The following is a 23,149-nucleotide window of genomic DNA, read 5'->3' as shown; positions in this document are numbered from 1 at the left end:
TGTTGTGCAACAAACCTGCTTTTCATCCGCTTATCGCGTGGATGGGTCCGCTCGCACCTCGTATTTGCCCATTCGTTGCGCAACCTTTTGGGTTCGCTGATACACTCGAAATGTGGATATGAAAGAATGCGCCGCTTTTAAGCGGCGTGTTTTTGTTGGAGGAGAACGCATGCGGCCCGGGGGCACTCAGACAAAGCGTGGCGCCGCGGTGCGCATGCGACGCCGGTTGGGGCTGGCGCCTCGGGCGTATGTGCTGCTGTCTTGCTCGCTCGTGCTGGTCATAGCCGGTGTTTCGGCTTATGGCATGACGGTGCCGTCCATGGTGCAGGCGCATGCTGCGCGCGAGCTGCATATTGGGCGCAAGGCCAAAAGCGACTTGGGAACGACAACTGGATATGCGTGGGCGAGTGTGGTCTCGCATGTTGTGTTCGGTGGCGACGATGCGGACAGTCCCGAAACATCGGACAACGAGGTTACGCTGGCAAACGGCAAGACCATCGTGCTCACCAACACCAAGATCATCACGAAGCTTTCCAATAACAGCGTGGCTTCTGTCGTTAACAAGGCAGAGCAGCAGAAGGAGCAGGATACGCAGCAGGCGGGTAAGCCCGGCGGCTCGGACGGGTCCGGTTCTGGCACCGGTTCGGCGGGCTCGGACGGCGGTTCCGGTTCGGGCTCCGCCTCTGGCGGTGGATCTTCGAGTGGTGGCTCGACGGATGGCGGCGCCGGCGGCGACACGGGCTCGGGTGGCCTCTCGGCTGCCGAGGAGGAGAGTATCCACAGCTGGCTCGTGACCAAATACAACATGCTCGATGGCTATGTCGCCCGCGCCAATAGCGTGGTTTCGACCTATAACGCTACGGGCGATACCGGACCGTGCGACACCCTGGCGAATGACATGTTTGTTATCCGCGCCGAGTTCGGCCGACAAAGGTTTTCGACCAAATCAAAATGGTATCGGCAGTATGCCAATCTGTGGGGCTGCTATACCAACCTGTGTCAATGGGTTGGGCACTACGGCAACGACGACGTCGCGCTCAGTAATTTCAATAACAATGTGGCGGCGATCGCCCTATGACGAACGACCTCGCTTCTACGGCAGCCCAGTCGCTCAACCGTGATCCCATGGTGGGCCTGCGCCTGGCGCGCGTCGACGGGTTTGAGCCGGCCGTCGCCCTGGGCACGGACGAGCTTCCCGCCTACCTGCGCCGTTTTACGATGCTGTTTGCCGATGATGCCACCATGCGCCGCGGCGGTATCGGCCGTGTGACGCGTGCCGTCAACGCCCAGGGCGAGGCCGTGGCGCTCAAGCAGCTCATCTTGCCGGCGCGCGACGAATTTGATGACGATGTCGCCCACGAGGCGCTGGTCACCAAGTTCAAGGCGGCGTTTCGCGAGGAATATGAATGCCATCGTGCCCTTTCGGGCCTTAAGGGCTTTCCCCGCCTATACGGGTGGGGCGAGGTCGATGGCGTGCCCGCGATTGTCATGGAGTGGGTCGAGGGCGAGACGCTCGCTCGCCTGCGCTCGCGCCTTGCCGTGGACGATGCCGGGCGTCTGTCGCCGCTCGTGGCGGCGCGTCTGGGTCGCGACCTGTTCGATCTGCTCTGCCGCATGAGCTTGGTAGGCGAGGGGTTCGTCCATCGCGATATCTCGCCCTCTAATATTATGGTGCGCACGGCGCGCCTGCCGCTCGACCGACAGCTTGCCGAAGGCACCTTCGACCTGTGCTTGATCGACTTTGGCTCGTCGCTGGCGCTCGAGCCCGCCTCTGCGGTGGCCGGTACCGGCGGCAAGGCGTCGTTTACCGAGCGCTATGCCACGTTGCGTCGCGCGACGGTGGCCTACGCCCCGCCCGAGATGCTCACCGACGATATTCCCGACCTGCGCATGCTTCGCATGTCGTCGGCAATCGATGTCTATGCGGCGGCGAGTACGGTCTACGAGCTCATCGCCGGTGTCGCGCCGTACGAAGTAGCGCCGGGTGCGTCGGGTACTTCGGGATCGCGCGAAAAGACGCGCGATATCGCCAGCCCTTATCGCCTCAAGATGGATACGCTGCCCGATTATCCCGTCGGCGCCCACGCGCCCGGCTGCGACTTGACGCAACTGCTGCGACGCGAGCCCGATGTGGCACTTGCCGCGGCCGAGCAGGCTCAGCAACTGGGGCTCGATCCAAATTCCGAGGATCTGCGCGATGCGCTGGCGTTTGTCGACGCTCAGCTGTTCGATGTGGTGATGGCCTGCCTGTCCTGCCATCAGGAAGATCGTCCCGAGCCGGCTGCGGTGGAGGCGGCGCTCTCGGCATTTTGCGACCACTATGCGCAAAATGTCGCCCGCTCGCTTCGCGCCGAGCCGCTCATGCCGTGCCCGATGGAGGTATCGGGGCACACAGCCCGGCGCGCGGCGATGATTGCGTCGACGGTGGTATGCGGCGTGCTTTGGGCTGTGGTCGTGGTATCAACGGCACTGTTGGCGTCGGGCGCCCATGTGACGCTCGTCGTGGGACCGCTTATGTGGTCCGGGAAGCTGCCGGCCATTATCGCCGCGCTGGCGTTGGCGCTGCCGGGCGTGGCGGGCATTGCCGCCGGGGCCTTGGCGCGCGATCGCCGTGCGGGATTCCTGCAGGGCGTGTTGGCCCTTTCCGCCTGCGAGGTCCCGGCTCTGGCCGCACTTGCATGCGCTGTGTTTTCCCAGCATGCCGTGGCGGGTGGCCTGGTGGCCGCCATAATTGCAACCTATGCGCTCACGTGGTTTTTGCTGGCGATGGGGTTTGCCTTTGAGCTTCCCGTCGTGTCAGCACGACGTGCGAAAATTCCCATGGCGACGCCGCTTGCCGGCGGAGCCGCGGCTGCCCGCGCCTTTGGCGGGCCGGCCGAAGTATCCGACACTATCTCTGCGACCAAGGAGGGCTAAGCCATGGCTTCTCAAGCTGAGCTCACCCCGTGCGGGGCAATGTTTGACATCTTTAAGCGCGCAGCGCACCTGAGCCATATCGAACTGTGCGGCCTGGTGCTCTCGAGCCGCCCGCTCGCCGACGGCCGTAGTCCGCAGAGCCGTGCCGCCGATCGCTCCTGGGTTTCGCGCTTTATCGTGCGCGCGCCGGTCGGCACGCTGCAGGAACGTTATTTTGCCGATTACGGCACCTCGGCCGCGCGCATTATGTCGCAGCTGGCCCTGCGCCGTCGCAATCCCATGGACGCCGCGGCCGTGACCAATATGGTGTGCGGTCCGGCTGGCGAGCCCATGGTGCGGGCACTCGAGGAATGCCATCAGGACACGAATCTCTATCGCAATGCGCTCGAGCGCCTGTCGCAGGCGGCTGAGCTCATGCCCGCCGAGCGCGCCGAGGCCATCCTGGTGCTGTTCGTCGCCGTAGGCTGTTCGGCAGATGTCCGCTCGTCGGTGACCTATGCCATCGACTACGCTCATGCGACCTGTGGCGGCGCCACGTCGACGCCGCGCTCGCTGAGCACATCTTCGGTCGCGGGCGAGCACGAGGCTTCGCCGGCGCATCCGCTGGGACTGCTGCGCGTGCAAAACGGCTACGTGGTGAGCGCCCCGCGCTGGATTCAACCGAGCGAGGAGGGCGTCGAGATCGGCGCGCTGGCCACGGGGGAGGGCGACATCACCGACGTCGGCGACGACGTCTCGGCCCGCCATGCCCATATCTGGTGCGATGATTCTGGCACATGGTTTGTCGAGGACCTGGCGTCCACCAACGGCACCGTGGTGGTAAACGGGGCCACGAGTGTGTGTGTTCAAGTAGAGCCCGGTCGCTCCGCCCAGCTCAACCCCGGCGACGAGCTCAAACTCGGCGAATCCACCACCTACGCCATCCTCCTCGGCGCCCTCTAACTCATCCCCTCAATGAGTTGCGGTGAAATAGGGACTGATTAAGGCCGTTAACAGCAAAAACACTCCCTATTTCACCGCAACTGCTGTGGGGTTCCAGGGGACTGTGCCCGTCGGTGCCGGGCGCACAATAGTCACCCGAGGTAAACCTTTACCGGCCACCTATATTTGCCGAAATTACACTTGACGGCGGGGTACAATAAACCCGCATGCGGATTTCCGTTGCGGGCGCTTCCCATCGCCGGGGCGTGCCCGGGAGCATCCGGCATGCGGCCTTTGCGGCGCTCGGTCATGTGCAAGACGGGTAGCTGGGCCTGTGGAGCGCGTGCAGCCCTCCTCGCCTCGGCATGCCTTCTCTCCACGCCATGTACCTGCTGCTGAGTTCGCCTGCCAGATGATTGGAAGCAACAGCGAAAATCCCATCACGCCAACATCCCGGCGATCGCCGGGGCCTGTATACCTATATGAGAGGAGAGGGGTATATGGCGCGTAAGTTTAAGTCTATGGACGGCAACGAGGCGGCCGCATATGTTTCGTATGCGTACACCGAGGTAGCGGGAATTTATCCCATTACGCCGTCCAGCCCGATGGCCGACCATGTCGACCAGTGGGCGGCCCAGGGTCGCAAGAACATCTTCGGCACCCCGGTCAAGGTCGTCGAGATGGAGTCCGAGGCAGGTGCAGCCGGTACCGTTCACGGTTCGCTGGGCGCCGGTGCTCTGACCACCACCTACACGGCTTCTCAGGGCCTGCTCCTGATGATCCCGAACATGTACAAAATCGCGGGCGAGCAGCTCCCGGGCGTCTTCCACGTCTCCGCGCGTTGCGTCGCTTCCCACGCCCTGAACATCTTTGGCGATCATTCCGACGTCATGGCCTGCCGCCAGACCGGTTTCGCCATGCTTGCCGAGGGCAACGTCCAGGAGGTCATGGACCTTTCGCCGGTGGCTCACCTTGCCGCCATCGAGGGCAAGACCCCGTTCCTTAACTTCTTCGACGGCTTCCGCACCAGCCACGAGATCCAGAAGGTCGCCATGTGGGACTACAAGGATCTGGCCGAGATGTGCGACATGGACGCCGTCCAGGCTTTCCGCGATCACGCGCTCAACCCTGAGCACCCGCATACCCGCGGCAGCCACGAGAACGGCGACATCTTCTTCCAGAACCGCGAGGCCTGCAACAAGGTCTACGACGAGCTTCCCGCCGTCGTCGAGGGCTACATGAAGAAGATCAACGAAAAGCTCGGCACCGATTACGGCCTGTTCAACTACTACGGCGCTCCCGATGCCGATCGTGTCGTCGTGTGCATGGGCTCCTTCTGCGACGTGCTCGAGGAAGTCATCGACTACCTCAACGCTCACGGCGAGAAGGTCGGCCTGGTCAAGGTTCGCCTGTTCCGTCCGTTCTCCATCAAGCACTTTGTCGACGTTCTCCCCGAGACCGTCAAAAAGATCGCCGTCATGGACCGCACCAAGGAGCCGGGTTCCATCGGCGAGCCGCTCTACCAGGACGTCGTCTCCGCTCTCTACGAGGCCGGCAAGACGGGCATCAAGGTCGTCGGCGGCCGTTACGGCCTGGGCAGCAAGGACACGCCTCCCGCGTCCGCGTTTGCTGTCTTCGAGGAGCTTAAGAAGGACGAGCCCAAGCGCGAGTTCACCATCGGCATTGTCGATGACGTGACCAACCTGAGCCTGCCCGAGGCCGAGGATGCGCCCAACACCGCAGCCCCCGGCACCATCGAGTGCAAGTTCTGGGGTCTGGGTGGCGACGGTACCGTCGGCGCCAACAAGAACTCGATCAAGATCATCGGCGACCACACCGACAAGTACGTTCAGGCCTACTTCCAGTACGACTCCAAGAAGACCGGCGGCGTCACCGTCTCGCACCTGCGCTTTGGTGATTCTCCGATCCGCTCGCCGTACTACGTGACCAAGGCCGACTTTGTCGCCTGCCACAACCCCAGCTACATCGTCAAGGGCTTCAAGATGGTCCGCGACGTCAAGCCGGGCGGCACCTTCCTGGTCAACTGCCAGTGGAGCGACGAGGAGTTCGCCGAGCACATGCCCGCCGTGGCCAAGCGCTACATCGCGAACAACAACGTCAACGTCTACCTGATCGACGCTATCGACCTGGCTGCCAAGGTCGGCATGGGCAAGCGCACCAACACGGTGCTCCAGTCCGCCTTCTTCGCACTGGCCAAGGTCCTGCCCGCCGAGGACGCCCTGCAGTACATGAAGGACGCGGCCACCAAGTCCTACATGAAGAAGGGCCAGGCCATCGTCGACGCCAACCACAAGGCTATCGATGCCGGCGCTACCGCCTTCCGCAAGTTCGAGGTTCCGGCCGACTGGGCAACTGCCGAGGATGCCGCCCCCGTCGAGCTCTCCGAGGAGACCAAGTCCGCCATCGCCCAGCAGGTCAAGAACCTGCTCGAGCCCATCGATCGCATGGATGGCGACAGCCTGCCCGTTTCCGCCTTTGTCGATTGCGCCGACGGCCAGTTTGAGCTGGGTGCCTCCGCATACGAGAAGCGCGGCGTCGCCGTGGTCGTTCCCCACTGGGACGAGACCAAGTGCATCCAGTGCAACCAGTGCGCCTATGTGTGCCCGCATGCCACCATCCGTCCGTTCGCGATGACCGAGGACGAGGCTGCCGCCGCGCCCGAGGCTACTCGCACGCTCGACGCCATGGGTCCCAAGGCCAAGGGCATGAAGTTCACCATGGCCGTGTCCCCGCTCGACTGCATGGGCTGCACCAACTGCGTCAAGGTCTGCCCCAAGGGCGCCCTCGAGATGGTTCCCACCGAGCAGGAGATGAACCAGCAGCCCGTTTGGGACTACATGGTCGAGAACGTCTCCGAGAAGAAGGAGCTCATCGCGGCCAACGTCAAGGGCAGCCAGTTTAAGCAGCCTTACCTGGAGTTCTCTGGCTCCTGCGCCGGCTGCGCCGAGACCGCCTATGCACGTCTGGTGACCCAGGTCGCCGGCGACCGTATGTTCATCTCCAACGCCACCGGCTGCTCCTCCATTTGGGGCAACCCCGCTGCCACCGCTCCTTACTGCAAGGACAAGGACGGTCACGGCCCGGCGTGGAACAACTCCCTGTTCGAGGACAATGCCGAGCACGGTCTGGGCATGGCCGTCGGTTACGAGGCCGTTCAGCGCAAGCTGATCGCCGCTACTCAGGAGATCATCGCCGCTGACGGTCCGTCCGATGAGCTCAAGGCCGCCGGCCAGGCTTGGCTCGACTCCGTCAACGATGTCGAGGCTTCCAAGACCGCTGCCGCTGCCTACGTTGCCGAGCTCGAGAAGTGCGGCTGCGATGCTTCCAAGGCGATCCTCGCCGACAAGGCCTACCTCACCAAGAAGTCCTTCTGGGTCTTCGGTGGCGACGGTTGGGCCTACGACATCGGCTTCGGTGGCCTGGACCACGTCCTGGCTTCCGGCCACAATATCAACGTCTTCGTCTTCGACACCGAGGTTTACTCCAACACCGGTGGTCAGGCCTCCAAGGCCTCGAACCTGGGCCAGGTCGCTCAGTTCGCCGCTGCCGGTAAGGTGACCAAGAAGAAGTCCCTGGCCGAGATTGCCATGAGCTACGGCTACGTCTATGTGGCGCAGGTCGCCATGGGCGCCAACCCGGCTCAGACCCTCAAGGCCATCCACGAGGCCGAGGCCTACGACGGCCCGTCCCTCATCATCGGCTACAGCCCCTGCGAGATGCACTCCATCAAGAAGGGCGGCATGCAGAACTGCCAGGCCGAGATGAAGAAGGCTGTCGAGTGCGGTTACTGGAACCTCTTCCGCTTCAACCCCGAGGCTGCTGCCGGCAAGAAGTTCTCGCTCGATTCCAAGGAGCCCGCGGGCGGTTATCAGGAGTTCCTGATGAACGAGGCCCGTTACGCTTCGCTGACGCGTTCCTTCCCCGAGCGCGCCGAGGAGCTCTTCAAGGAGAACGAGCAGGCTGCCATGGACCGCTACGCTCACCTGCTGAAGCTCAAGACGGTGTACAACGAGGCCTAGGTCTCCCACCGCAGGATCTGAGGGCTGACCTTCGCGGACGTCCTCGGACATGAAAGAACCCCCGCTGCGCACTACGTGCGGCGGGGGTTCTTTCGTCCTGCGGAGTGTCCGCGAAGGTCAGCCCTCAGATCCTGCTACGACTACGTCCTCGGATTGTGGGGCTGAATGAAGGACGTAGTTGGTCGGGTATTCCGTCCCCTTCGCTGTTTCGCGGCTTTGCCGCGAAACCTCGCGCTGCTTTGGGATGCGGGGGAGGACAGGGTTGCTGCCGTCTTTTGCCCCCGTGCTTTGGGGCTGGTTGCCTTTTCGGAGCTCATCTATATTCCTTAAGTTGGATGAAAAACGCCATGTTATTGCAGGGTTGCATACTCGTTCAATAAGTGCATAGAATCTCGTATAGTGCGAGTAAGATTTTGCGCTATCTGATTTGTGTTTAGCAAAGATATAGTTTGCATAATCCAGCCTAATCCTCGCTCCATTTAAATAAAGTCGCACGTAAATGGCGTAAACATATCTGAGCTGGCATTCTTTACGCTGAGCGGATAAAAACGACCGTTCACCGTTCAACTATTTTCAAAATGAATAAAATGAGCGATAAAGAGAATATAAACCTTAATAAACTCGCGTATTGCACGGACGCGGGTTATTAATGGGTTGTAGGCCTTTTACAGAAAGGATTCCAGCAATGTCTAAGCCTCTTGGCAAGCCCGATCGTATTGTCGTCGCCCTTGGCGGCAACGCCCTCGGCAACAACCCCGTTGAGCAGATCGAGGCCGTGAGCAACACCGCTCACGCTCTTCTCGGCCTGATCGAGCAGGGTAACGAGATCATCATCACCCACGGCAACGGCCCGCAGGTCGGCATGATCCAGAACGCCTTCGCCGCCGCCCACGACGCCATCGGCACCCCCGAGATGCCGCTGCCCGAGTGCGGCGCCATGTCCCAGGGCTACATCGGCTATCACCTGCAGCAGGGCATCGGCCGCGAGATGCACAAGCGCTATAAGCGTTGGCACGCCGCAACCGTCGTCACCCAGATCGAGTGCGACCCGGACGATCCCGCGTTCAAGAACCCGACCAAGCCGATCGGCCCCTTCTACACCGAGGAACAGGCCAAGGAGTTCATGGCCGAGGATCCCTCCAAGGTCTTCGTCGAGGATTCCGGTCGCGGCTGGCGTCGCGTCGTCGCTTCCCCCGATCCCAAGAAGATCGTCGAGGCTGACTCCATCCTCAACCTGCTCGACAACGAGTTCATCGTCATCGCTTGCGGTGGCGGCGGCATCCCCGTCGTCCGCGACTACGAGAACAAGGGCTGCTACAAGGGCGTTCCTGCCGTCATCGACAAGGACCTGGGCGGCGAGCTGCTGGCCGAGGATTGCGACGCCGACGTTCTGTTCCTGCTGACCGCCGTTGAGCATGTCGCCATCAACTTTGGCAAGCCCAACCAGGAGGAGCTCGAGGACCTCACCGCCGACGAGGCCGAGCGCCTGGCCGACGAGGGCCAGTTCGGCAAGGGTTCCATGGAGCCCAAGGTCCGCGCTGCCATCAAGTTCGCCCGTTCCCGCAAGGGCCGCACCTGCATCATCGGTGCTCTGGACAAGGCCGCCGAGACCATGGCCGGTCTCTCCGGTACCCGCATCCACGAGTAGTCTCTACTCCATTGCCTCTCTCGTGGGCGCCAGGCAAGACGCCCACAAACTAGCCTCTCTTCATGAGCCCCGCGGTCCGCTCCGACTGCGGGGCTTTTGCTATCGGTAGTCATTGGGGACAGACTTAAATGAGTAGCACCAATCAACTGCGGAAAATGCATCCCAGAATGAGCATCCAAAACGGGGCACAGTTTCCCCGGGGCCCTCAACCGGAAAGTACATCCCGGAATTTGGCCGAAAAGTGGCCTCCAGTTTCCCAAACAGGCCGCTAACGGAAATTGCATCCCGCTATCGAACTTCAAAGCGGGGTGCAATTTCCGTGCCAGCAGTTCCGGACAGCCAGAGACCACTCATTTAAGTCTGTCCCCAATGAGTCCCCAATGACTAGTAGTAGGCCCACATGGCTTCGACTTCGTTAAGGACCTCTACGACGCCCCAGCGGCGGGCGCTGCGGCTGGCCGAGTTGGGATCGAAGACTCCAATCTGATCGGCGTCGTCAATACCGTAAAGCACAATGTAGTGTCCAACGCTGGTAAAGGTGCCCGGCCGAACGGCGGCGATGACGGGCGCTCCCGAACGCAGCGCCTGAGTCATCGAGTCGCGATCGATATGGAGCTCAGTTCCGTTAAGTCCCAACTGCCACGCGCCGCTCGTCATAAACGACCATTCGGTTGCACCGGTGGGGGCGTAATTGCCCGCCTCGGAAAGCGCGCACATATCGACGGGGGTCATATCGGTGCGTCCCGTCTTAAAGATGTAGACCATGGTGAGGCACGTAGGCCCGCAGGCATTTTGGCGGATGGTGCCGCCGGCGTAAGGCAGCTCCGACCACGCAGGGTCGATCTGATAGATATGGGGCATCGTGCCGGCTTGCCATTGCGAGCGTGGGGTCGAAAAGGCGAAAGAATAACCGGGTGCGACGGGGGCCTTGAGCAGCTTGTCCTCGGCGGTGGGCTCGAGACCGGCCGAGCCGTGGGAGATACAGGAGCTCATAAGCACAAAGACCAGACAGGTGAGGATAGAGCACAGTGCGAGGCGAAGTCGACGAGCTGACAGGGCGGGGGCATTCACGTACGATGTCGAGCGGTAAGGCTTGCCGTCGCGTCCGCCTTGGGGATGCGAAAAGAAGCGGTTGATATGGATGCCGGGCTGACGTGCGCCGTTGCGGCGCAGTTGCGGAACCTCGGCCTGACGCTGTCGAGTGCGCGCGCCCAAGCGGCTATCTTGCTGCGCGCTTGTGGCCGTACTCGGACGGCCGCTCTGCCGTGCTCTGCTTGTCTGCTGCCGAGACGAAGGTCTGGGTTGCTCTTGAGGGCGTTGCGGATTGCTGCTCGTGGCCCTTCTGGGCGTCGGCGTGGTACGGCCAGCAAGGCGAACACTTTGTCGCCGTTGATCACCGTCGTTGTATCCGTATGCCATTCGTACCGCCTTGTCTCATGTATAACCTGTCTATCCTACAAAAAAGATGTGCAACAAAGGGGTCTGCGCGTCAAAAGCTCGGTAAACGGTACGAAAGGCGCAAAACACACGGCCTCAAAAACATCTCTATATGCGTCCGATGAGCGTACGCCCGTCGGGCGGGCGGCAACAATGAGTGGCAAACCGTGCCGTTCGTCCCAAAAACGGCGCCGCTCGTTTTGCAGTTCTGCCTTCGGTCGAGCCACAAGCGGCGCTGCTGTGCCAAGGCCGTATCTTAAAGCCACGAAATAAAAGCGCGCGGCAAAACAGACCGCGCAAGGGGTGACGTCAAGGGGCGTCAATAAGGAAAGGAGGGGAACAATGGCGGACAAGAACGCAGAAGTTGCAGTCGAAGGTAACGGTGGCATGAAGAAAACGCTTTCGCTCTGGAACTTCTTCACCATCGGTTTCGGTGCCATCATCGGTACCGGTTGGGTTCTGCAGGTCGGCGACTGGATGGTCGTGGGCGGCGGTCCCGTTCCCGCTATGATCGCATTCCTCTTGGGTGCAATCTTCCTCGTGCCCGTCGGAGCTGTTTTCGGTGAGCTCACGGCTGCTATCCCCATCTCGGGCGGCATCGTCGAGTATGTCGATCGTAGCTTTGGCCGTACGCTGAGCTACATCACCGGTTGGCTCCTGGCCCTGGGCAACGGCATCCTGTGCCCGTGGGAGGCAATCGCCATCTCGACCCTCGTGTCCGAGATGTTCGGCAGCCTGCCCGGTCTTGAGTGGCTGCGTGCCGTCAAGCTCTACACCATCCTGGGTGCCGACGTTTACCTGTTCCCGACGCTGATCGCGCTCGGCTTTGCAGTCTACGTCATCTTCCTCAACTTCCGTGGTGCCAGCTCGGCCGCCAAGCTCCAGGCCTTCCTGACCAAAGCCCTGCTCTGCGGCATGCTGCTCGCCATGGGCGTCTCGCTGTTCACTGGCTCGCCGGACAATGCCATGCCTGTGTTCTCCCAGGTCACCGGCGCTGGCGGCGGCAAGGCCGCTACCGAGAGCACCAGCCTGTTCGCCGGTATCGTGTCGGTCCTGGTTCTGACCCCGTTCTTCTACGCCGGTTTCGACACCATTCCTCAGCAGGCTGAGGAAGCGGCCGAGGGCCTCAACTGGAACAAGTTCGGCAAGATCATCTCCCTGGCCCTGCTGGCCGCCGGCGGCTTCTACATGGTCTGCATCTACTCGTTCGGCACCATCCTCGACTGGCATGAGTTTGTTAAGAGCCCGGTTCCCGCGCTTGCCTGCCTCAAGGGCATCAACATGCTTCTGTACCTGGCCATGCTCGTCATCGCCACGCTTGGACCCATGGGCCCGATGAACTCCTTCTACGGCGCCACGAGCCGCATCATGCTTGCCATGGGCCGCAAGGGCCAGCTGCCCGAGAAATTCGCCGAGGTCGACCCCAAGTCCGGCGCTCCCAAGCTCGCCTGCGTCGTGCTGGGCGTCATCACCGTCATCGGTCCGTTCCTGGGCAAGAACATGCTCATTCCTCTGACCAACGTGTCGGCCCTCGCCTTCATCTTCTCCTGCGGTATGGTCGCCCTCGCCTGCCTGCGCATGCGCTTCACCGAGCCCGACCTGCCTCGTCCCTACGAGGTGCCCGGCGGCAAGTTTGGCATCGGCCTCGCTATCGCTGCCTGCGCCATCATCATCGGCCTGCTCGTGATTCCGTTCTCTCCCGCCTCCCTCAACATGGTGGAGTGGAGCATCGTGATCGGCTGGTTGGCTATTGGCCTGGCCCTCATGGCTTTCACCAATTCCCGCAAAAAGTAACGCCTAGCCGGGGCGGATCGGGTGCGCGGGGCCCTCTCTCCCGCGCACCGAACCCGGCACCACTTGGGTAGCTTTGTGAGGCCTTAACCCAACACGGCCTCGCCCACTATATGGATCCATAAGGAGGAACCATGTCCACTAAGTATGCAATCGTTGGCGGCAAGCTCATCGACGGTACCGGTGCCGAGCCGGTCGAGAACTCCCTCGTTCTCGTCGACGACAACGGCAAGATCGAGTACGCCGGCACTATGCAGGACCTTCCCGAGGGCGTTGAGGTCATCGACGCCGCCGGCAAGACCGTCCTTCCCGGCCTGATCGACACCCATCTGCACTTCTCGGGCAACCTGACCGACGATGATACCGATTGGGTCATGCAGCCGCTCCTCGAGAAGCAGGCCGTCGCCGTCAAGCAGGCCTACGACTGCCTCACCCACGGCCTCACCACCGTCTGCGAGATCGGCCGCTTTGGTATCCAGATCCGTGACTGCATCGACAAGGGCGTCTTTAAGGGCCCGCGCGTTCTGGCCACCGGCCTCGGCTTCTGCCGCGTTGCCGGCCACGGTGACTCCCACCACTGCACCCAGGAGCTCAACAAGGAATCCCATCCCTGGGGCGACCAGGTCGACGGCCCTTGGGATCTGCGCAAGGCCGTTCGTCGTCGCCTGCGTGAGAACCCCGATGCCATCAAGATCTGGGCTACCGGTGGCGGCATCTGGCGCTGGGACTCCGGTCGCGACCAGCACTATTGCTCCGAGGAGATTCAGGCCGTGGTCGAAGAGGCAAAGATGGTCGGCATCCCCGTATGGAGCCACTGCTACAACAACCACGCCGCTGCCTACGATTCCGTTCGCTTTGGCTGCGAGCAGCTGATTCACGGTTTCGATATCGATGAGCGCACCATGGACCTCATGGCCGAGCAGGGCACCTTCTTCACCCCGACGATCGCCTTCCTGCCCACCTGGTACGCCACCTATCCGCCCGTCTACGTCCCCGAGCTGCACGACAAGTACGAGGGCACCCTGGTCGAGAAGGAGCTGCAGCGCAACTACGACTGCCTGCGCGAGGCCAAGAAGCGCGGCGTCGTCATGACGATCGGCTCCGACTCCTTCTCCTTCGTCACCCCGTACGGCACCTGCTCCATCGAGGAGATGTACGAGTTCGTCGACAAGATCGGCTTCACCCCGGTCGAGACCATCACCTGCGCCACCCTCAACGGTGCCAAGATGTGCCACATCGAGGACGAGACCGGTTCTATCGAGGCCGGCAAGTGCGCCGACCTGCTGGTCGTCAACGGTGACGTCGCCGCCGACATTCACGTGCTCAACACCGACAACATGGACGTTATCATGAAGGACGGCTGGATCGTCGAGGCTGGCACCTTTGGCGAGGCCAACAAATACAGCGCCTAAACTACCGTTCATCGACGACTGGATGTAAAACACAGTTTTTGATTGCATAATGCAATGGAGAGGGTCGCTTGCGGCCCTCTTTATTGCTATGGGTGCGATAGATAAAAGGGGATGACGGTGGATTTAAACAGGCTGATTCTGGGCAAGAGCTACAACTCTACCAAGGTCTTTCGTACGGCTCAGCATGTGGTCCAGGCCATCCTGCTCGGTGTTGTCGTTCCGGCGCTTATCCTGCTGCTTATCTGGGATTTAACCGATAATCCCAATCCCGTTCCGGGCGTTGTCGTTATTGCCGGCATGGTCATGCTGTGCTTCTTTTTCTCGTATGTCTTTGTGGTCCCCGACGACCTCACGTCGAGCGCAACCGACCGTACGCTTGCCATCGCATCAAAAATATTCGCCTACACGTCGCGCGGCCTTACGCCCGAAGCGGCCCTGGGCGCCTCTAAAATTATCCTGTCCGAGACCATCGCCTCGGCCATCTGCTTTACCGATGGCAGACAGGTGTTGGCAAGCTGGGGCGAGGACTCGGCAAAGTGCCCTGCCGGCACCCCGGTCGTGCTCAAGACCACGCTCAACGTGATCGAGTCCGGCGAACAGAGTGTATTTTCGCGCGACGCCTCCAATGAGACGGGCGGCTATTTTCCCCGTCTGCGCGCCGGCATCGTTGCGCCGCTTACCGTGCGCGGGCATTGCGTAGGTACGCTCGAACTGTACTATCCCCGCCTAAGCAGCATCGATATGCGCCAGACGGCCCTTGCCTCGGGCTTTGCCGATCTCATCTCCACGCAGCTCGCCAGCTTTGAGCTCGAGCGCCAGGACGAACTCACGGCCCGCGTTGAGCTTCGCGCCCTGCAGTCGCAGGTCGACCCGCATTTTCTATTCAATACCATCAGCACCATCGTGTCGCTCGTTCGAACCGAGCCCGACAAGGCGCGATCGTTGCTCATCGACTTTTCCAACTACTATCGTCAGACGCTTTCTGACTCCGATACGCTCACCACGCTCGAGCACGAGGTGGAACAGGGCACTCGTTATATCAATCTTATGCAGGCCCGGTATGGCGACGGCCGTCTGCGCGTCTCGGTCGACATCGACTTTGAGGTGCGCGACAGCCTGGTACCGCCGTTTATCTTGCAGCCGCTGCTCGAAAACTGCATCAAGCACGCGCAGCGCGAGACCGAGCCGCTTTCTATTCGTGTTAGGGCTTTTGAGACCGATGACGGCTTGGAGATCATCGTCGAAGATGATGGCATCGGGATGAGCGAAGAAGTCTGCGCGCATCTGTTTGAGCAGCATCGCCGAGAGGAGCCCGAGAGCATTACCGCCGACGGCTCCGTCAAGCGAGGTTGCGGCCTGGCGCTCTTCAACGTGCTTCAGCGCATCCATTTCTTTTACGGAGAAGATTCCGGCATGCGCGTGAAGTCCCAGGAGGGCGTGGGAACGCAGGTCATCGTTGAGTTGAACGGCGAGCCACATGAGCCGGCGCCGTTGACGGTGTAGCACGCGGTTGGATTGAGAGAAAAAGAGGGGAAGCGCATATGTCCGAAGGCTGGAACATCTTGGTGGTTGATGACGAGCCTCCAATTAGGGCTGAGCTACGCTATCTGTTGGAAAAGGATACGCGTGTGGGTCAGATTGCCGAGGCGGGCAATGTCACCGAAGCCGTGGAGTCGATTCTGTCGAACAAGCCCGACGTGCTGTTTTTAGACATTACCATGCCCGGTCGCTCGGGAATTGAGCTTGCCGAGACGCTGCAGAACCTAAAGACGCCGCCGGTCGTGGTGTTTGTGACGGCATTTGCCGAGTATGCGGCCGATGCCTATAACCTCGACGCTGTCGATTACGTCGTCAAACCGGTCGAGGATGCCCGCTTGTCAAAGGCACTCGACAAGATCGAGACTGCCCTGGGTGCTCGCCGTGTTGTCCATGCTCCGCGCCAGCCTTTGCGCCTGACGGTGGATCGCGGGGGCAAAAAGGTGTTCATTCCCGTGGCGGATGTCTGCTACTTTGAGGCGCGCGCCGATTTTTGCAACGCCGTCTGCGCCGAGGGGACGTATCTGATCAATGAGTCGATTTCCTCGCTCGAGCGTCGCTTGGCCTCCGAGGGCTTTATCCGTGTCCACCGCAGCTATCTGGTCAATTTGGAAGACGTGCACAATGTCGAGATCGGCTCCACGGGCCTGATGGAGCTCAGACTCGACCGTGTGAACTCGACGGTGCCCGTATCGCGTCGTCGTGCTGCCGAGGTTAAGGCGCACCTGGGGCTTGCGTAGACGGTTCGCATGCCAACGTTTACCGGCGTAGGTTTGGCATGGCCGTGCGGTGGGCATAATGGGTGGCATCGAATGAAATCGAAAGGAACAATATGCCCGCGCTCATTACGCATCATCTGTTTGGCGAGGAAAGCATCGACCGTCTTCCGCAGGGCGTTATCGCGTCCGACGAGGAGCGCATCGCCTTTATCCTGGGCAACCAGGGTCCCGACCCGTTCTTCTTCCACATGCTCACGCCGCGCATTTCCGACTGTATGTCGCTTGCTCAGGTCATGCACCGCTCGCGCATGTCGCGCCAGTTCTCGTGCCTGCGCGACGGCGTGTCGCACCTGCAGCCGCGCGATGCCAATCTGGGTCGCGCCTTTGCGCTGGGCCTGTTGTCACACTATGTGCTCGATCGCAATGCCCATCCCTTTGTCTACGAGCAGCAGTTTGGCATTGTCGAGTCCGATCCCGAGCTCGAGGCTTCGGGCAGTCAAGTTCACGCCGTGCTCGAAAGCGACCTGGACGTGCTGATGCTGCAGCTTAAACGTGACGGGGCCACGGTCGAGGATTATCCGCCGGCGGGCGAGATCGTCACTACCGACCGCATCAATCGCGTTGCCGGTGTGCTGATGAGCTACGTCGCCGGGCGCGTGTACGGCATCGATATCCCGGTGGGAGAGTACGCCGGCGCCGTAGCCGACATGCAGCTGCTCTACCGCACTATCGAGCCGGCCGGTTCGGCCAAGACGCGCGCGATTGCCCTGCTCGAGGGCTTGGTGCACGATTATTCGCTGCTCGACGGCCTTGCGCACCGCGTGACGACCGAGCTGCCCGAGCGTACCGGCAACCTGGGCCACTTGGCATGGAAGAGCCCCTTTACCGACGAGGTCTCGACCGAGAGCTTCCCCGAGGTCTTTGATCGCGCACTGCTCGATTACGAGCTCACCGTCGCCCGCTTTATCGAGACCGGCAATATGGAAGCCGTGACCAACCACGTCAATTACAGCGGTCGCGTGCTCGGCGCCGACGAAGAGTTCGACCGCGAGGAGTAGGGCTCGTGCGTGCCCCTTTGCCGAATCCTTACCGGCGCCTCTGGACAATTGGGGTACGATGAACTAACTGCATATCGGGCGAATACGAAGGGGCCCTGTCCATGAAATACACCAAGCTCGAGCGTAACTGGGTTATGTACGATGTGGGCAACTCGGCCCTCGTGCTGCTCAATACCTCGGTGGTGCCCATCTACTTTAACGCCATCAATACCGGTGCTTCCTCGGCAGACCTGGTGGTCGCCTGGGGCAACGCGCAGACGATTGCCTCGCTGGTCATTGCCATGCTCATGCCCATTCTGGGCGCGCTTGCCGATTACGCCGGCAACAAGATCAAGTTCTTCTTGGGCTTCTTCCTCACGGGCCTGGTTCTTTGCCTGGCGCAGGCTATCCCCATGTCCGCCATGGCATTTTTGACCGTGTACGTGCTGTGCACCATCGGCCTTAACTCTTCTATGACGTTCTACGACGCCATGCTGCCCGACATTACCACCGACGAGCGCATGGACGCCGTGTCCAGCTCGGGCTATGCCTGGGGCTACATCGGTTCCACCGTGCCGTTCATCATCTGCCTGGCGCTTATCATGGGTGGCCCCGCTCTTGGCGTCCCTACCATGCTGGCAACGCGTCTGTCGTTTATCATCACCGGTGCCTGGTGGCTCATCTTTACCCTGCCGCTTATTCGCACCTATAAGCAAAAGTACGGTCGCGAGCGCGGTCCCCAGGACACCATCGGCCACATCGTGGGCGGCGTGTTCTCCGAGGTCGGACACACTATGCGCGAGATCGCCCACAACAAGACCGTGCTGGTCTACATGATCGCGTTCTTCTTCTACATCGACGGTGTGCACACGGTTATTTCCATGGCAACCAGCTACGGCTCGGCTCTGGGTATCGATTCGACCCAGCTGGTGCTGGCGCTGCTCGTTACGCAGTTTGTGGCCTTCCCGTCCGCCATCATCTACGGCAAGCTCTCCAGTCGCGTGGGTACGCTCAACATGATCATGGTGGCCGTCGCCGCCTACATGGGCATCGTGCTCTTTGCCGCGTTTTTCTTAAAGACTGCCTTTGAGTTCTGGGTGCTTGCCATTTTGGTCGGCCTGTTCCAGGGTGGCGTGCAGGCGCTCAGCCGCAGCTATTTTGGTCGCATCATCCCCAAGGAAAAGTCCAACGAGTACTACGGCTTCTTCGATATCTTTGGCCGTTACGCAAGCGTTATGGGCACCTTTCTGGTGTCGGTTGTCACCTCGCTGACCGGCAACCCGTCGCTGGGCGTCCTTTCCATTGGCGTGCTGCTGATCGTTGGCTTTATGCTGCTGGTCCGTCTGTCCCGCATGGCTCAGACGGCGGCGTAGGGCAACCGGGCTCAGTACAGCAACTGTGCCTATCTGCAGTACTCTTTTGGAAGTAGCCGCATAAATCATTCTGACTTCCGAGCAATGTTTAGCCCAAGTGGGTATGATGGAATCAGCTAGGTCGCGGGGCGTCGCCTGTGTTTGGCGGCGCCCCGTTTTTGTGTTGCAAGGAGGGTAAAGGTATGAACGCCACGGTTGTGATCCCAACATATTGGGCGGGCGATGATACCCAAGCAAACGCTCCCGGCACCTACGATCACTCGACGTCGCTCAATGCCGCCAACCCGGAACTCGATCGCTGCCTGACTTCGCTCGAACAGGTGCGCGACATTCCGCGTATCATTCTCTTGGTGGTCTGTCCGGTTTCTGCCACGGCCGACGTATCCCATCGCGTGCACGAAATCGTTAATGCGCATCCCACACTTAAGGTCACCGTTGTTACCAATACTCAGGCTTCGCGTGTTGCCGACCGCGTGGCACAGATTGCGCCTAAAGGCTCGGGCGAGTGCGTGAGCCTGCGCGGCTACGGCGCCATCCGCAACATGGGTCTTGCCTGCGCGGCGGTGCTGGGGCACGACGCGGTTGTGTTTTTGGATGACGACGAGACCGTCATCGATGCCGACTTTATGAAGCGTGCGACCTATGCACTGGGCCAACAGACGCGTCAGGGCCTGCCGATTTTAGTCAAGAGCGGATACTTTTACGATCGCGACGGGTCGCCGCTGGCTCCCACGGACAAAGCGGGCATTTGCCATCGCTGGTGGACCAAGCGTATCGAGTTCAATCGCTGGATGAAAAAGGCGCTCTCGGGTACCCGCATCTCGCGCTCCAATTACGTGTGCGGCGGCCTGATGGCCCTGCACGCCCGCGCCTTTACGCGCGTGGCCTTCGACCCGTTTATCACCCGCGGCGAGGATCTGGACTACCTGTTTAACATGCGAATGTTCGGCTATGACGTGTGGTTCGATAACGAGTGGACTGTGCGCCACCTGCCGCCCGAGTCCGAGAAGCGCTCGCCGCGCTTTATGCAGGACGTGTACCGTTGGTACTACGAGCGGGCCAAGCTGACGTTCGCTGCGCACCAAAAGGAGCTCATTCCGGTTACGGCCGCATCACTCATGCCCTATCCGGGTCCGTGGATCTCGCGCGAGCTCGACGACCGCGTGCGCAAGACCGCCATGGTTCGCAGCATGTTTACCCGCGAGCACGAGGGGTATCTGCGCATCTGGCGTCACGGTATTGACGAGGCCAAGACCTATGCCCGCCAAAACGCCGCAAGCTACCTGCGTTTTCAGAGTTTCTGGCCCAAGATTATGGACGAACTTTGGCGCGACGCACAACTGATTAGCATCCTGGAGGGGGCTGAATGATCGACCGCCGCGCCCAGCGCGATAATTCAATTTCAATCTTTCGCATCATCGCCGTTGTCTGCGCCGTTTGCGTGTTGGCGTACTTTATCTTTGCCCTGGCGACTGGCATTGAGCCGATTGCCACGGTGATCGCCTGTGCGCTGCTGTGCATCTTCCTGTGCATCTTTATCTATTTGACGCTCAATCCCGATTCGGTACGCTCCCAGTACACCGAGGAGACGCTCTCGGTTGCCTCGGCCATGCTCGAGGACATTAAGGGCGGTCTGACGCAGGAATCGGCGCTTTTGGTGTGCCGGCGTATCCTGCCCGAGACACGTGCCATGACCGTTGCCATCACCGATGAGAGCAACGTGCTGGCCTGCGCGGGCGAGTTCGAGGAAAAGCTGCTGCCCGACTCGCCCATCCACACGCTTGCCACGCGCTACGTCATTGAGCACGGCATCGTGCAGTCGTTCAACCGCGTGGTGGACGTGGTGGGTTCGGATGGTTCGCACAACCATGTCCCCGCCGGTATCATCGCGCCCATCAAGGTGGGCGACCGCACCGTCGGTACGCTCAAGTTCTACTACAAGACCCCGCGCGCCGTCGACCGTACCCAGTATGCGCTCGCCTCGGGTTTTGCCGAGATTCTGTCCACGCAGCTCGCCATCCACGAGCTCGAGGTGCAAAAGGAACTCACGGCCCGTGCCGAGGTTCGTGCCCTGCAAGCGCAGATCAATCCGCACTTTCTGTTCAACACGCTCAACACCATCGCGTCGTTTACGCGCACCGATCCGCTACGTGCCCGCGAGCTGCTGCGCGAATTCTCCTCGTTCTATCGCGCCACGCTCGACAACTCGGGGTCGCTTATCCCGGTCTCGCGCGAGGTTGCCCAGACCAAGCGCTACCTGACGTTTGAGAAGGCGCGCTTTGGCGAGGACCGCGTACTGGCGACCTTCGATGTCTCCGAGGATATCGAGGACACATTGGTCCCGGCCTTTGTAATCCAGCCCATCGTCGAGAACGCCGTGCGGCATGGCATGGGCGATGACGATGCCCTGCGGATCGATGTGACCGTCCATCAAGACGGCGACGACGCAATCCTGATTGCCGTGGCCGACAACGGCGTGGGCATGGACGAGGGCACCGCCGCCAGGCTGTTTGATGAGCGCTCCGCCCGCCCCGATGCCAGTTCCCCGCAAGGCGGCGGCGCCGGCGTGGCCATGCACAATATTTCTGAGCGCATCCATCGCTTTTATGGACCGCACTCTTATACGCGCGTCGAATCGGCGCCGGGCAAGGGCACCAAAGTGCTCCTGCATCTTGATTTGTCAGAGAGCATCTTTGACATTCAAGAGTAAAATAAAAGGCTATGGGCTCAACGCCAAGCGGCGGATGCCCAGCCTAGTTTGTTGACGAAAGGTTTAATCCCTATGCTGCGTGCGATGATTGTGGATGATGAGGCCCCGGCCCGTTCGGAACTTCGCTTCTTGCTCGAGCAGACGGGCAAGATCGGCACGATCACTGAGGCGTCGAGCGTCCGCTCCGCCATTGAGATGTTGATGGAAAGCCGCGTCGATGTCGTATTTCTCGATATCTCGATGCCCGGCGCTTCTGGCCTGCAGCTTGCCGAGGCACTGCATAAGCTTAAGAATCCGCCGGCGATTGTGTTTGTGACCGCGTATAGTGATCATGCTGTCGAGGCGTTCGACGTAGATGCCGTCGATTACCTAATGAAGCCGGTTGAGGAGGCACGCCTGGATCGCGCGATCGAGAAGGTCATGCAGCGCGCCAAGCCCGTCACGGACAGCAAGGCCACCATCGAGCGCATTCCGGTGGAAAAGGGCGGCCGCAAGGTCCTCATTCCCGTGGATGACATTCGCTTCATCATGGCCAAGGACGATTACTCCTGTATCTATACCGTCGATGATCGTTTTCTATCGACGACTTCGCTGGCGCAGTTCGAGGCCAAGCTTTGCGACTTTGGCTTCTTTCGCGTTCATCGCCGCTATATCGTCAACTTGGCGTGCGTCACAGATGTCGAGACGGTGCCCTCGGGCGCTATCCAGTTGGGCATTACGGGCGTCGACGAACGCGTGCCGGTCTCGCGCCGCCGCGTTGTGCCGCTCAAGAAGGCCCTGAGCCTCTAGCACGCTGGCCCCGCAGCCCTGTAGACAATTGTCTGCGGAGCCGTGGGGCTTTTTGTATATACGTCGAATCGGTTTTGAAGAAGGGATCCCATGAACAGTGCAAGCGCCAAGCGCATCGACATCATCTCGGACACCCACGGCTATCTTTCGCCCGCGCTTCTGGACGAGCTCAAGGGTGCAGATCTGATCATCCACGCCGGAGACCTCACTTCAGAGATGGATTACGAGCATCTATGCACCATCGCCCCCGTGCGAGCGGTCCTAGGAAACAACGACTACTACCGCGACTACGGCCCGGATGTAGACCGTCTGGCCCTCTTCACCTACGAAGGCCTCAAATTCGCCGTAGCCCACTACCGCGAAGACCTACCCGTGGGATCCGTAGACGTAGCCATCAACGGTCACACCCACGTAACCAAAGAGGCCCAAGTAGGCCGCTGCCTGGTCCTCAATCCCGGCAGCGCCAGCTACCCCAGAGGCAGCCGAGGCCCCACCATGGCCAGAATGCTCGTAAAAGACGGCAAGATTATAAGCACCAAGTTTATTGACTTGGAGTAACCGCAACAAAAACGGGGGATGCAGATTGCATCTCCCGTTTTTCTTTGAGCCAAAGGCAGAGCTTCAGCGACAACCTTAGACAACCCCGCCGAGGAGAACGGGGACCTCGAGCCGCGGAAGCGGCGAGGAACAACAACGACTCGAACAAAGTGACGGCAGGGAGGGTCTCCGGGGCTGGGGGCGGGGGTTAAGTTTGTCGCGAGTTCCGCACGCAAAGGAAAGCACTTAATGTGCTTTCCGTCTTGCGCAGGACTGTAGAGCA

Annotated in this window: 16 protein-coding genes; 15 read left to right on the top strand and 1 reads right to left on the bottom strand. The window is 60.8% G+C overall.

What is annotated here, in order from left to right:
* Window positions 1-169: 169 nt before the first annotated feature.
* From ACEXKH_RS05780 to arcC, 5 genes are all read left to right on the top strand, one after another.
* Window positions 170-1,078: a hypothetical protein gene (locus ACEXKH_RS05780; RefSeq protein ID WP_373573425.1), complete on the top strand. Its 909-nt coding sequence runs from the start codon at window positions 170-172 to the stop codon at window positions 1,076-1,078.
* The gene (locus ACEXKH_RS05775) at window positions 1,075-2,916 is read left to right on the top strand and encodes a serine/threonine protein kinase (RefSeq protein WP_373573424.1); all 1,842 of its coding nucleotides are present in this window, start codon (window positions 1,075-1,077) and stop codon (window positions 2,914-2,916) included. The genes ACEXKH_RS05780 and ACEXKH_RS05775 overlap by 4 nt, the downstream gene beginning before the upstream one ends.
* 3 nt (window positions 2,917-2,919) lie before the next feature.
* Complete coding sequence (locus ACEXKH_RS05770) at window positions 2,920-3,858, top strand: FHA domain-containing protein (protein WP_373573423.1); 939 nt, start codon at window positions 2,920-2,922, stop codon at window positions 3,856-3,858.
* A gap of 479 nt (window positions 3,859-4,337) precedes the next feature.
* Window positions 4,338-7,877, top strand: a complete 3,540-nt coding sequence (gene nifJ / locus ACEXKH_RS05765) for a pyruvate:ferredoxin (flavodoxin) oxidoreductase (RefSeq protein ID WP_373573422.1) — start codon at window positions 4,338-4,340, stop codon at window positions 7,875-7,877.
* Between the two features lie 685 nt (window positions 7,878-8,562).
* Window positions 8,563-9,525: a carbamate kinase gene (arcC, locus tag ACEXKH_RS05760; RefSeq protein ID WP_006235166.1), complete on the top strand. Its 963-nt coding sequence runs from the start codon at window positions 8,563-8,565 to the stop codon at window positions 9,523-9,525.
* Between the two features lie 384 nt (window positions 9,526-9,909).
* On the opposite strand, the gene ACEXKH_RS05755 is transcribed toward arcC, so the two are convergent.
* Entirely contained in the window at window positions 9,910-10,740 is an 831-nt protein-coding gene (locus ACEXKH_RS05755; RefSeq protein WP_373573421.1) for a C39 family peptidase, read from the bottom strand.
* Window positions 10,741-11,304: 564 nt separating this feature from the next.
* Here ACEXKH_RS05755 and ACEXKH_RS05750 point away from each other — a divergent pair.
* The 10 genes from ACEXKH_RS05750 to ACEXKH_RS05705 all read left to right on the top strand — a co-directional run bounded on the left by ACEXKH_RS05750 (window position 11,305) and on the right by ACEXKH_RS05705 (window position 22,887).
* A complete protein-coding gene (locus ACEXKH_RS05750) occupies window positions 11,305-12,756 on the top strand; it encodes an APC family permease (RefSeq protein ID WP_373573420.1) in 1,452 nt (483 codons plus the stop codon).
* Window positions 12,757-12,887: 131 nt separating this feature from the next.
* Complete coding sequence (locus ACEXKH_RS05745) at window positions 12,888-14,165, top strand: metal-dependent hydrolase family protein (RefSeq protein ID WP_055310078.1); 1,278 nt, start codon at window positions 12,888-12,890, stop codon at window positions 14,163-14,165.
* A 117-nt stretch (window positions 14,166-14,282) separates the two neighbouring features.
* A complete protein-coding gene (locus ACEXKH_RS05740; RefSeq protein ID WP_373573419.1) occupies window positions 14,283-15,668 on the top strand; it encodes a sensor histidine kinase in 1,386 nt (461 codons plus the stop codon).
* Between the two features lie 38 nt (window positions 15,669-15,706).
* Entirely contained in the window at window positions 15,707-16,441 is a 735-nt protein-coding gene (locus ACEXKH_RS05735) for a LytR/AlgR family response regulator transcription factor (protein WP_373573418.1), read from the top strand.
* A gap of 92 nt (window positions 16,442-16,533) precedes the next feature.
* Window positions 16,534-17,478 (top strand): zinc dependent phospholipase C family protein, encoded by a 945-nt coding sequence (locus ACEXKH_RS05730; protein ID WP_373573417.1) that lies wholly within the window; start codon window positions 16,534-16,536, stop codon window positions 17,476-17,478.
* Between the two features lie 101 nt (window positions 17,479-17,579).
* Window positions 17,580-18,830: an MFS transporter gene (locus tag ACEXKH_RS05725; RefSeq protein ID WP_373573416.1), complete on the top strand. Its 1,251-nt coding sequence runs from the start codon at window positions 17,580-17,582 to the stop codon at window positions 18,828-18,830.
* Between the two features lie 182 nt (window positions 18,831-19,012).
* Window positions 19,013-20,200 carry a glycosyltransferase gene (locus ACEXKH_RS05720; protein ID WP_373573415.1) on the top strand — a complete coding sequence of 396 codons (1,188 nt, stop codon included), beginning with the start codon at window positions 19,013-19,015 and terminating at the stop codon, window positions 20,198-20,200.
* On the top strand, window positions 20,197-21,540 hold the full coding sequence (locus ACEXKH_RS05715) for a histidine kinase (RefSeq protein ID WP_373573414.1): 1,344 nt from the start codon (window positions 20,197-20,199) through the stop codon (window positions 21,538-21,540). The genes ACEXKH_RS05720 and ACEXKH_RS05715 overlap by 4 nt, the downstream gene beginning before the upstream one ends.
* A gap of 72 nt (window positions 21,541-21,612) precedes the next feature.
* Complete coding sequence (locus ACEXKH_RS05710; RefSeq protein ID WP_099432562.1) at window positions 21,613-22,329, top strand: LytR/AlgR family response regulator transcription factor; 717 nt, start codon at window positions 21,613-21,615, stop codon at window positions 22,327-22,329.
* A 90-nt stretch (window positions 22,330-22,419) separates the two neighbouring features.
* Window positions 22,420-22,887 (top strand): YfcE family phosphodiesterase, encoded by a 468-nt coding sequence (locus ACEXKH_RS05705; RefSeq protein WP_373573413.1) that lies wholly within the window; start codon window positions 22,420-22,422, stop codon window positions 22,885-22,887.
* Window positions 22,888-23,149: the final 262 nt, after the last annotated feature.

Source organism: Collinsella aerofaciens ATCC 25986, assembly GCF_964259375.1.
GTDB classification, from domain to species: domain Bacteria; phylum Actinomycetota; class Coriobacteriia; order Coriobacteriales; family Coriobacteriaceae; genus Collinsella; species Collinsella aerofaciens_BO.
The sequence above is the reverse complement of the archived record's forward strand: the minus strand, read 5'-3'. Positions and strand labels throughout refer to the sequence as shown.

What these genes read in the sequence shown, in the direction of transcription:
- ACEXKH_RS05745 (WP_055310078.1), top strand. Translation starts at nt 12,888, where the DNA reads ATGTCCACTAAGTATGCAATCGTTGGCGGCAAGCTCATCGACGGTACC.
- ACEXKH_RS05775 (WP_373573424.1), top strand. Translation starts at nt 1,075, where the DNA reads ATGACGAACGACCTCGCTTCTACGGCAGCCCAGTCGCTCAACCGTGAT.
- arcC (WP_006235166.1), top strand. Translation starts at nt 8,563, where the DNA reads ATGTCTAAGCCTCTTGGCAAGCCCGATCGTATTGTCGTCGCCCTTGGC.
- ACEXKH_RS05715 (WP_373573414.1), top strand. Translation starts at nt 20,197, where the DNA reads ATGATCGACCGCCGCGCCCAGCGCGATAATTCAATTTCAATCTTTCGC.
- ACEXKH_RS05735 (WP_373573418.1), top strand. Translation starts at nt 15,707, where the DNA reads ATGTCCGAAGGCTGGAACATCTTGGTGGTTGATGACGAGCCTCCAATT.
- ACEXKH_RS05770 (WP_373573423.1), top strand. Translation starts at nt 2,920, where the DNA reads ATGGCTTCTCAAGCTGAGCTCACCCCGTGCGGGGCAATGTTTGACATC.
- ACEXKH_RS05720 (WP_373573415.1), top strand. Translation starts at nt 19,013, where the DNA reads ATGAACGCCACGGTTGTGATCCCAACATATTGGGCGGGCGATGATACC.
- ACEXKH_RS05725 (WP_373573416.1), top strand. Translation starts at nt 17,580, where the DNA reads ATGAAATACACCAAGCTCGAGCGTAACTGGGTTATGTACGATGTGGGC.
- ACEXKH_RS05750 (WP_373573420.1), top strand. Translation starts at nt 11,305, where the DNA reads ATGGCGGACAAGAACGCAGAAGTTGCAGTCGAAGGTAACGGTGGCATG.
- ACEXKH_RS05705 (WP_373573413.1), top strand. Translation starts at nt 22,420, where the DNA reads ATGAACAGTGCAAGCGCCAAGCGCATCGACATCATCTCGGACACCCAC.
- nifJ (WP_373573422.1), top strand. Translation starts at nt 4,338, where the DNA reads ATGGCGCGTAAGTTTAAGTCTATGGACGGCAACGAGGCGGCCGCATAT.
- ACEXKH_RS05710 (WP_099432562.1), top strand. Translation starts at nt 21,613, where the DNA reads ATGCTGCGTGCGATGATTGTGGATGATGAGGCCCCGGCCCGTTCGGAA.
- ACEXKH_RS05730 (WP_373573417.1), top strand. Translation starts at nt 16,534, where the DNA reads ATGCCCGCGCTCATTACGCATCATCTGTTTGGCGAGGAAAGCATCGAC.
- ACEXKH_RS05780 (WP_373573425.1), top strand. Translation starts at nt 170, where the DNA reads ATGCGGCCCGGGGGCACTCAGACAAAGCGTGGCGCCGCGGTGCGCATG.